This is a genomic window from Thiorhodococcus drewsii AZ1 (assembly GCF_000224065.1).
In the GTDB taxonomy this organism is placed as follows: domain Bacteria; phylum Pseudomonadota; class Gammaproteobacteria; order Chromatiales; family Chromatiaceae; genus Imhoffiella; species Imhoffiella drewsii.
Genome location: NZ_AFWT01000119.1, coordinates 1 through 983 on the forward strand (window position 1 = coordinate 1; position 983 = coordinate 983).

At 68.3% G+C, this 983-nt stretch carries 2 protein-coding genes; one reads left to right on the top strand and one right to left on the bottom strand.

The features are described 5' to 3' along the window. A partial coding sequence (locus tag THIDRDRAFT_RS23295) for an SAM domain-containing protein (protein ID WP_007043411.1) occupies positions 1-276 on the bottom strand: 276 nt, incomplete at its 3' end. Between the two features lie 463 nt (positions 277-739). Here THIDRDRAFT_RS23295 and THIDRDRAFT_RS23300 point away from each other — a divergent pair. Beyond that, the coding region (locus THIDRDRAFT_RS23300; RefSeq protein ID WP_007043412.1) for an SAM domain-containing protein at positions 740-983 on the top strand (244 nt) is incomplete at its 3' end.

The following is a 983-nucleotide window of genomic DNA, read 5'->3' on the forward strand; positions in this document are numbered from 1 at the left end:
AGTCGGCGATGGCCGCGCGGCGAGCGCGGGGGCATAGTCCGGCGCCCGCTCATCCGCCAGGGTCGGCGGGGCATCGCCGCTGCGCAGGGCCTCGACCGCCAGCATGACGCCGCCGCGCTGGTCCTTGGGGACGGACAGGTCCGCCAGGTCCTCGCGGGTCAGCTCGGCGAGACGCGCGCCATGCCAGCCCTCAGCGAAGAAGGTATCGGCCAGGTGATCCAGGCGCAGTCCCGCCAGCCAATGGCACAAGCCCTCGCGTGTGTCCAGATCCTGCATGCTGTTCTCTCCCTATGCGTCGGTACGGGCCGCGCGTGACAGGCGCGGCCGAGCGTGGATCAGATCGAGCGCCCATGCGCGAAACGGCTCGCCTGTGCCACGGCGTCGCCAGCCGCCTCGACGGCACACTCGCCAGGCAGCGGCTGGGGCTCGAGCCCGCGACCGGCGGCCTGGCTCGTACCAATGGAGTATCCTGCCCCTGTTGTCTCTGACGCCGATGATCCCATACGGCTCGGCCCTGTAGCCACCGTTCGCAAAGGGGACATAGACACCTCGCCCGTGCCCAGGGCCAGTCAGAAGGATGTAAGAGGAGATATTGCACCTGACATGGCCTACCTCCGCTGTGCGTCTCGTTCGCTTCAAGAACGCGAGCGGAAGGGCCATTTTCAGAATCGAGTTGCCTGGAGCTCTTCGGGTATCATCGCCTGATGAGGTAACAGGGCACACTCCAAGGAAACGCAGGATGCACCAGAGTCATCACCCCCTCGCCACCATTGCCACCGCCGAGGCGGTCGCCGTCTGGCTCGACGGGCTCGGGCTCGGCGAGTACGCCAATGCATTCCTCGAGCGCGAGTGGCACGGGGAGGCACTGCTCGATGCGCTGGACGAGCCAGGACTCGCCGAGGTCATCGCCGATGCGGCCGACCGCGAGCGCCTGTCGGTGGCCGTCCGGCGCCTGCTGCGCCGGGCCATGCAGCCTGAGCCGG